The sequence below is a fragment of the Nostoc sp. T09 genome (assembly GCF_002154695.1).
GTDB lineage: Bacteria > Cyanobacteriota > Cyanobacteriia > Cyanobacteriales > Nostocaceae > Aulosira.
This window is the reverse complement of sequence record NZ_MTAV01000026.1, coordinates 21091-29150: the sequence shown is the minus strand read 5'-3', so window position 1 is coordinate 29150 and position 8060 is coordinate 21091. Positions and strand designations below refer to the sequence as shown.

Annotated in this window: 6 protein-coding genes and 1 pseudogene; 5 read left to right on the top strand and 2 right to left on the bottom strand. The window is 43.0% G+C overall.

Annotated features, from left to right (window positions below):
• Positions 1 to 308 precede the first annotated feature (308 nt).
• Positions 309 to 1940, top strand: a pseudogene (locus tag BV372_RS07690) (thioredoxin domain-containing protein); the annotation flags it as partial.
• A 12-nt stretch (positions 1941 to 1952) separates the two neighbouring features.
• On the opposite strand, the gene BV372_RS07685 reads toward BV372_RS07690, so the two are convergent.
• Positions 1953 to 3272: an IS4 family transposase gene (locus BV372_RS07685; protein ID WP_086685513.1), complete on the bottom strand. Its 1320-nt coding sequence runs from the start codon at positions 3270 to 3272 to the stop codon at positions 1953 to 1955.
• Between the two features lie 415 nt (positions 3273 to 3687).
• Between BV372_RS07685 and BV372_RS07680 the strand changes: the two genes are divergently transcribed.
• The gene (locus tag BV372_RS07680) at positions 3688 to 3966 is read left to right on the top strand and encodes a hypothetical protein (protein ID WP_086685511.1); all 279 of its coding nucleotides are present in this window, start codon (positions 3688 to 3690) and stop codon (positions 3964 to 3966) included.
• Positions 3967 to 4253: 287 nt separating this feature from the next.
• Complete coding sequence (locus tag BV372_RS07675) at positions 4254 to 4997, top strand: TerC family protein (RefSeq protein ID WP_086685509.1); 744 nt, start codon at positions 4254 to 4256, stop codon at positions 4995 to 4997.
• A 115-nt stretch (positions 4998 to 5112) separates the two neighbouring features.
• Here BV372_RS07675 and ndk read toward each other — a convergent pair whose 3' ends face one another.
• Positions 5113 to 5562, bottom strand: a complete 450-nt coding sequence (gene ndk / locus BV372_RS07670; protein WP_086685507.1) for a nucleoside-diphosphate kinase — start codon at positions 5560 to 5562, stop codon at positions 5113 to 5115.
• A gap of 122 nt (positions 5563 to 5684) precedes the next feature.
• Between ndk and BV372_RS35090 the strand changes: the two genes are divergently transcribed.
• Both BV372_RS35090 and speA read left to right on the top strand, forming a co-directional pair.
• A complete protein-coding gene (locus tag BV372_RS35090; RefSeq protein ID WP_143845016.1) occupies positions 5685 to 5879 on the top strand; it encodes a hypothetical protein in 195 nt (64 codons plus the stop codon).
• 98 nt (positions 5880 to 5977) lie between these two features.
• On the top strand, positions 5978 to 7996 hold the full coding sequence (speA, locus tag BV372_RS07665; RefSeq protein WP_086685505.1) for a biosynthetic arginine decarboxylase: 2019 nt from the start codon (positions 5978 to 5980) through the stop codon (positions 7994 to 7996).
• Positions 7997 to 8060 lie beyond the last annotated feature (64 nt).

Here is an 8060-nt window from a genome sequence, read left to right as displayed (position 1 = left end):
AATAATCCAGGCGATTAGAAATCGCGGCTAAACAAACAAAGTCCGCCTGCGCGGACTAACGTCAAATAGGGTTGCAAATTTAATCTGACGAGAGTAATAAAAGAGCGCTAAAGGCTATTTGAAAAAAAAGTCAACCACGGCATTTAGGAGAAATTCGGCAGGTTGGCTTTAACTCCTGTGGAAAAGAACTTCCTTGTGCATTGATTATGTAGCTGGCTTATCGGGTTTTTGCAAATGAATGTTGACTTCTTCGCTCAGGCTTTGGAACGCTAGACTGGGCAAAGAAGGCAACTAACTCCCATCCGATCATGACTAATCGTCTTGTTGAAGCTAAGAGTCTCTACCTCCGTAAACACGCTGAAAACCCTATTGATTGGTGGCCTTGGTCTGACGAAGCTCTCGCAACTGCACGAGCAAAAAATCGACCGATCTTTCTTTCTATTGGCTACTCTAGTTGTCACTGGTGTACTGTCATGGAAGGTGAGGCTTTTTCTGACCTCACTATTGCTGAGTACATGAATGCCAATTTCCTCCCCATCAAAGTAGATAGGGAAGAAAGACCTGATATCGATAGCATCTATATGCAAGCTTTGCAAATGATGAGTGGTCAGGGAGGTTGGCCATTAAATGTGTTTCTTTCTCCAGACGATTTAGTACCGTTTTACGCTGGTACTTATTTTCCTTTACAGCCACGTTACGGTCGCCCTGGGTTTTTGCAAGTGCTGCAAGCGATTCGTCGTTACTACGATACAGAAAAAGATGATTTACAGCAACGCAAAGCTGTAATGGTCGAAGCTCTCCTCACCTCATCTGTATTGCAAGATGGTACGGATGCTGATGTTGCAGAAAATGAATTACTCCGCAAAGGCTGGGAAACTTGTACAGCCATACTTGCTCCCAATGAAACTGGTAATAGCTTCCCAATGATTCCCTATGGGGAATTAGCATTACGTCTAAATCGATTTAATTTTGCCTCTCAGTATGATGGCGCACAAGTTATTACCCAGAGAGGGCTAGATTTAGCACTGGGTGGAATTAATGATCATGTAGGTGGTGGCTTTCACCGCTATACTGTTGACCCTACTTGGACAGTACCCCATTTTGAAAAGATGCTCTATGACAATGGTCAGATTGTGGAGTATCTGGCGAATTTGTGGAGTGCGGGAGTACAAGAACCGGCATTTGAACGAGCGATCGCTAAAACTGTACAATGGCTCAAACGGGAAATGACTGCTCCTGAAGGTTACTTCTATGCAGCCCAAGATGCCGATAGTTTCACCAACTCCACAGCAGTAGAACCAGAGGAAGGAGCATTTTACGTTTAGAGATACATCGAACTGGAGCAACTGCTCACCGCTGAGGAATTGACCGAATTACAACAGCAATTTACTGTCAGCCCGAATGGCAACTTTGAAGGGCAGAATGTGTTGCAAAGGCGACATCATGGGCAACTAAGCGACAAGCTAGAAATAGCTTTGGATAAGTTATTTACTGCTAGATACGGAGTAAATGCTGAATCACTAGATACTTTCCCACCTGCCCGCAACAATCAAGAAGCCAAAACCACCAACTGGCCGGGACGCATTCCCTCGGTAACAGATACAAAGATGATTGTGGCTTGGAATAGCTTGATGATTTCTGGTTTAGCAAGGGCTGCGGGGATATTTAAACAACCATCGTACTTGGAAATAGCAGCAAAGGCGGCAAACTTCATTCTGGTTCATCAGTTTGTGGATGGGCGTTTTCACAGACTTAATTATGATAAGCAACCTCATGTTTTAGCCCAGTCTGAAGATTACGCATTTTTTATTAAAGCGTTGCTGGATTTACATCAAGTTACTCTGGGGATGGGAAATGTGTCTTCTCCCTCATTTTGGTTAGAAAAAGCGATCGCCCTTCAAGATGAATTTAACGAATTTCTCTGGAGTGTAGAATTGGGCATTGGTGTCAACTTAAGAAGATAAAGCCCAAATTTGTTGGGTGTAAGCGTCAATATCTCGATGGCGCTTACGCCTTGCTTTAACTAATCCAAAGCGCTTTTGACGTTCCACAAGATAAGGAACAGCGTCACTAGCATCACCACGGAGAACAGCTTGTGAAAAATGGTATAAAGCACGAAATACCATTTCTGTAGAAATTCGGTCTAAAGGTTGGTTGAGAGCGATCGCTATATCGATACATAATTGGTTAAGAACAGCATAAAAAATCCAAGTGGCAAAAATCTGGATTTGTACGCCATTGTTGTCCCCAACCCAAATATAAGCTAAACCTAGAAGCCTTTTTGTGAGCAGAAAAGCATCTTCAACGCGCCAACGCCTGCGATATAATTCACAGACTTGCTGTGCAGATAACATTTGTGGGTCGAGTACATTTGTCAGGTAATAGTTCCAAGTTGAACCCCACAAAACAGAAACTAAACGCACTTGGTGCTGGCAAGGGTTAGAGCGATATTCCCCCATAGATATAATTTCATCACGGTAGAATGGGGTATTGGTCAAACAACGTATCACCTTGTAAGAAGTTTTTTCTCGCAGTCTTGTCAAAAAAAACTTATCAGCTTCCGTGAACGCATCAAACCAAGGAAACTTAAAAAATCCTAAATCAAAAATCAGCAATCCACCAATTGGGAGGCGTTCAAGTAATTGTTCGCACCAAGTTTTATCATTAGCTTTGCTGTTTTGCGTATACCAGGTTGTGACTGGGCGATGGCTAAATGCTTCTACCACCATCATCATTTTGCCAGCAAGTGTTTTTTCTTGTTCTTGTAGTACTTTGAGTTTGCGTCTTAATGCTTCTAGGGTTGAACCGTCAGCAATCCAGATGGCTGTAAATTTGGCGTATACTGGCTGCCAATTCTCTGGTACTGCCTGATTTTGTGGCTGCACATTGATTCTTTCCATTACTTGCTCGAAAATTTGTGCAAATAATTCTATTGGCAGTGTTCTCAATCGTGTTGAAACTGCTTGGGCACTCACTTCAATTCGACCTGCCCACAACAATCCTTCTTCGCATAGGACTCTTTGCACTTCTCTTAATCCAGTAATCTGACGATACACTAAGCTCACAACAATCGCCATCATTACCGATAAGGTCAGTATTCTGTCGCGGAATGGTTTGTTTTCTTCCGTTTCGTACAATTTCAAGGGTTTAAAGTTGAGCGGAGATAGTAATGAGTAGATTTTTTGCTCAATTTCCTCTATTGGCGGCATCGGTACTTGTTTTTGTTGCCGCAGGTCTGGGTTTCCTGTTCGCGCTGGGCGTTTTCTTGCCATGATGTATCTCTAAGAACATCATTATTAATGTTCTTAGATTACATCTTTTGCTTACTTTTTGCTTAAGTTGACACCAATGGGCATTGCCTTGCCCCTACCAACGTATTTGAATCGCTATTTATTAATTAGAAATTACGCCTTACTAACTTGTACTTTCGCAAGCCGAAGTATTACGATTTCGTATTAATTGATTCCCGCTCCAAACTGGGGAATTACTAACAAAAATTTTTGCCTTTAATAATTGACAAGTATAAAATTATACTTTATATTAAGAAATATAAAGGCGATCGCCCAATCCCGCGAAGAAGAAAGCGATTGCCCTTATGTAACATCCAAAAAATAAAGGCGATCGCCCAATCCCGCAAAGAAGAAAGCGATCGCCTTTATGTAACATCCAAAACGGAGTACGAATACCATGATGGCACAATCCGAAGATTCCGCCCAGTCAAAATTAGTACAGTTCTTAGGCGAAGATTCAAATACACCAAAGCCACATCAACCAACTCAAAACCCATTTCCCAACAGAAAACCGATTAAGTATATGCTGATTGGTTCAGCCAAAGCTGTTACCAGTACAATTCACTACTTGCAAGTAGTTGGCTACGCCGGCGTGGGGGAATGGAGTCCACTGATACCCACCGATAAACCAGATGAGGTGATGAGTATTTTAATTCGCCAAATTCTTATGCAATAAACCTCAATCTTAGATCCCCGACTTCTTGAAGAAGTCGGGGATCTAAATCTGTTTAAGTATTTTTGTCCTTGATTTATTAGGACTTTTTTTAAGAAAATGTTAAGACCTAGAGTGTGTTGCATTACACTCAACAGACCCTATTTGCCTTGCGATCGCGTGAATCAACAGTCTTCAGAATGCACCACAGCCACGTTAAGCTGGATAAAAGTAGCAATTTGTTGCACTTGTGAGGATAAAATTCGCGCTTTGCTGTTAATTTTTAATTTTTCCTGCTTGAGATACCTGGAATGCTAGACAAAATTTTTGATTATCTTCATTTTCATTTCAGCATTGAAGCTCTTATAGTTCTGCTGATCCTGGTGTTTCTAGAAGCGGTGCTATCTGCTGATAATGCGATCGCTCTCGCTGCGATCGCCCAAGGATTGGAAGACAAAAAACTTGAGCGCCAAGCCCTGAATTTGGGTTTGGTTGTTGCCTATGTGCTACGGATTACATTAATCCTCACTGCTACTTGGGTACAAAACCTCTGGCAATTTGAACTTCTGGGTGCTGCTTACTTACTGTGGCTAGTATTCCAACATTTCACGTCCCAAGAAACAGATGAGGAAAATCATCATCACGGGCCGCGCTTCAAGTCCTTGTGGCAAGCGATACCTGTAATTGCCTTTACAGATATGGCATTTTCTTTAGATAGCGTGACAACTGCGATCGCGGTTTCGCAAGAAAGATGGTTAGTATTAACAGGCGCAACCATTGGGATCATTACCCTGCGCTTCATGGCAGAATTATTTATCCGTTGGCTAGACGAGTTTGAGAACCTAGAAGATGCAGGCTATATTACTGTAGCGTTCGTGGGTTTGCGTCTGTTGTTGAAGGTGGTAAATGATAGTTTAGTGCCACCAGAATGGTTAGTGATTACTGCGATCGGTCTGATTCTAGCCTGGGGATTTTCCAAACGTACTCTCATTGAAGTACCCCAGGAAGTACCTGATGTAACTGATGTAACTCAAAAGAGTGAAGTGTCGAATTAGAAAAGAGGAATGGGCATTGGGCAAGAAGGCAATAGGTAAGAGTAAAGAATGATTAGATATTTCTTCCTTGTCCCCCTTGTCCCCTTGTCCCCTTGTCCCCTTGCCCCTAACTAAATTACTCGCGCAACCAACGAGTTAATTCTGGTTGCCAGTTTACTAATTCTTCGTCTTTAAACCACAGAGCAACTTCCTTTTGTGCTGTCTCCGGAGCATCAGAACCGTGGATGATATTACGACCAATGTTGATCCCCAAATCACCGCGAATGGTTCCTGGTTCTGCGTTTAAAGGATTAGTTGCACCAATTAACTTTCTGGCAGAGGCAATTACGCCATCACCTTCCCAAACCATCGCTACTACTGGGCCTGAGGTGATAAATTCTACCAATCCTGCAAAAAAGGGTCTTTCGCGGTGAACGTCGTAGTGTTGTTCAGCTAATTCCCGGCTGGGTTTGAGCAGTTTCAAACCAACAAGGGTAAAACCTTTTTTTTCCAAGCGACCGATAATTTCACTCACCAGTCCGCGCTGTACGCCATCGGGCTTAATTGCTAAAAATGTGCGTTCCAAAGCTATCTCCGAAAACTTAATAAATTTTTCAAGATCAATTGTCTTTTGTCCTTTGTCCTTTGCGTTTAGTCATTTGTTGATAGTCTAGGGATTTCACCCATGTGACTAATGACTAATGAATAATGACTAGTAACACACGACTCTTGACCAATCAGAGTTTATCTCAGAAATTATCACTGGGAGCATTTGCGATCGCAATTAAAGAGGGAACAGGGAACTGGCAACGGGCAACAGGGTTTTATGTTAGGGAATACCTCATCCAAAACTGGCCATCCCAGGGGCTGTGGGAATTTCTGACTTTTATGAGAGCACAGTAAATAGAAAAATCTGTTCCCTGTTTCCTATCCCCTGTTCCCTTGTTCAATGAATGCGTTAAATTGAAAATTCGTGGGTGAAACACAGAGGTCAGGAAGAAATGGGTGTTGAATCAACTGCTACATCTGAAGAGGTAGTTAAGCTGTCGTCCAATGGACACAAACCGGAAGTGAAGAACAATAAGCCCAAAAAGCTTTTACCACCTAGTACTAGTACAGAAGATTCGCCTCGTTCCTGGAAAATAGAGGACAGCGAAGCCCTTTATCGGATCGAAGGTTGGGGACAACCTTATTTTTCGATTAGTGCTGCCGGTCATGTCACTGTTTCCCCCAAGGGCGATCGCGGCGGTTCGCTAGACTTGTTTGAATTAGTCAACGCTTTAAAGCAGCGCAATTTGGGGCTGCCGATGTTGATTCGCTTTTCTGACATTTTGGAAGATCGGATTGAGCGCTTAAATGCTTGTTTTGCCAAAGCGATCGCCCGCTATAACTATCCTGGTGTCTATCGTGGTGTATTTCCTGTCAAATGCAACCAGCAGCGCCATTTGATTGAAGATTTGGTCAAATTTGGCAAACCCCATCAATTTGGTTTAGAAGCAGGTTCCAAGCCCGAATTAATGATTGCTCTAGCTATCTTGGATACACCAGGAGCATTGTTAGTTTGTAATGGCTATAAAGACCAGGAATACATTGAAACAGCGATGTTAGCCCAAAGGCTAGGACAAACGCCGATTATTGTCTTAGAGCAAATTGAAGAAGTCGATCTAGTAATTGCTGCTAACCGCCAGTTGGGTATTAAACCCATCTTAGGAGTACGGGCAAAACTCAGTACCCAAGGTATGGGACGTTGGGGAACCTCAAGCGGCGATCGCGCTAAGTTTGGTCTGACTATGCCTGAGGTAATCGAGGCGGTTGATAAGTTACGCGAAGCTGATTTGCTAGATTCCTTGCAGTTAATGCATTTTCATATTGGCTCGCAAATCTCAGCCATTAATGTAATTAAAGATGCCATCCAAGAAGCCAGCCGCATTTACGTAGAGTTGGCAATGCTGGGGGCAGATATGAAATATCTCGATGTCGGTGGTGGCTTGGGTGTAGATTACGATGGTTCCCAAACTAACTTCTACGCCTCGAAAAACTACAACATGCAAAACTATGCCAACGACATCGTGGCAGAGTTAAAAGATACCTGTGCGGAACGGCAAATTCCCGTACCAACCTTAATTAGTGAAAGTGGTAGAGCGATCGCTTCCCATCAATCAGTACTGATTTTCGATGTTCTCAGTACTAGCGATGTCCCCCTCGATGCCCCAGAACCACCACAAGAGGGCGAATCCCCAATCATTAATTATCTGTGGGAAACTTTTCAATCGATTAACAAAGAAAATTATCAAGAGTTCTACCACGACGCCGCCCAATTTAAAGAAGAAGCCATCAGCCGTTTCAACTTGGGCATTTTGCGCCTGAGAGAACGTGCTAAAGCCGAACGTCTCTACTGGGCTTGTTGCCAAAAAATTCTTGAAATTACTAGGCAGCAAGAATACGTACCCGACGAACTAGAAGACCTTGAAAAAATCATGGCTTCTATTTACTACGCTAATATGTCGGTGTTTCAATCGGCACCAGACTGTTGGGCGATCGACCAATTATTCCCGATTATGCCCATACACCGCTTGGATGAAGAACCGACACGGCGAGGGATTTTGGCTGACCTCACCTGCGATAGTGATGGCAAAATCGATCGTTTTATTGATTTGCGTGATGTCAAATCTGTTTTAGAGCTGCACACCTATAAGCCAGGAGAACCTTACTATTTAGGGATGTTTCTCAGTGGAGCTTACCAAGAAATCATGGGTAATTTACACAACCTATTTGGCGACACTAATGCAGTTCACATTCAATTGACCCCCAAAGGTTACCAAATTGAACATGTCGTCAAAGGCGATACCATGAGCGAAGTTGTGAGCTACGTGCAGTATGACTCCGAAGATATGGTGGAAAATATCCGCCAGCGTTGCGAAAAAGCTTTGGAGGAAAAGCGAATCACCTTGGCAGAATCTCAGCGCCTTCTGCAAACCTACGAACAGAGTTTAAGAAGATACACGTATTTGAATAGTTAAGCAAAAAGTCAAGGGTCAAGGGTCAAGGGTTATTTGACTCTTGACTTTGGACTCTTGACTCTTG

Excerpts from the sequence above, each read along its gene's own strand:
- BV372_RS35090 (WP_143845016.1), top strand. The coding sequence starts at position 5,685 with ATGACTAGTAACACACGACTCTTGACCAATCAGAGTTTATCTCAGAAA.
- BV372_RS07685 (WP_086685513.1), bottom strand. The coding sequence starts at position 3,272 with ATGGCAAGAAAACGCCCAGCGCGAACAGGAAACCCAGACCTGCGGCAA.
- speA (WP_086685505.1), top strand. The coding sequence starts at position 5,978 with ATGGGTGTTGAATCAACTGCTACATCTGAAGAGGTAGTTAAGCTGTCG.
- BV372_RS07680 (WP_086685511.1), top strand. The coding sequence starts at position 3,688 with ATGATGGCACAATCCGAAGATTCCGCCCAGTCAAAATTAGTACAGTTC.
- BV372_RS07675 (WP_086685509.1), top strand. The coding sequence starts at position 4,254 with ATGCTAGACAAAATTTTTGATTATCTTCATTTTCATTTCAGCATTGAA.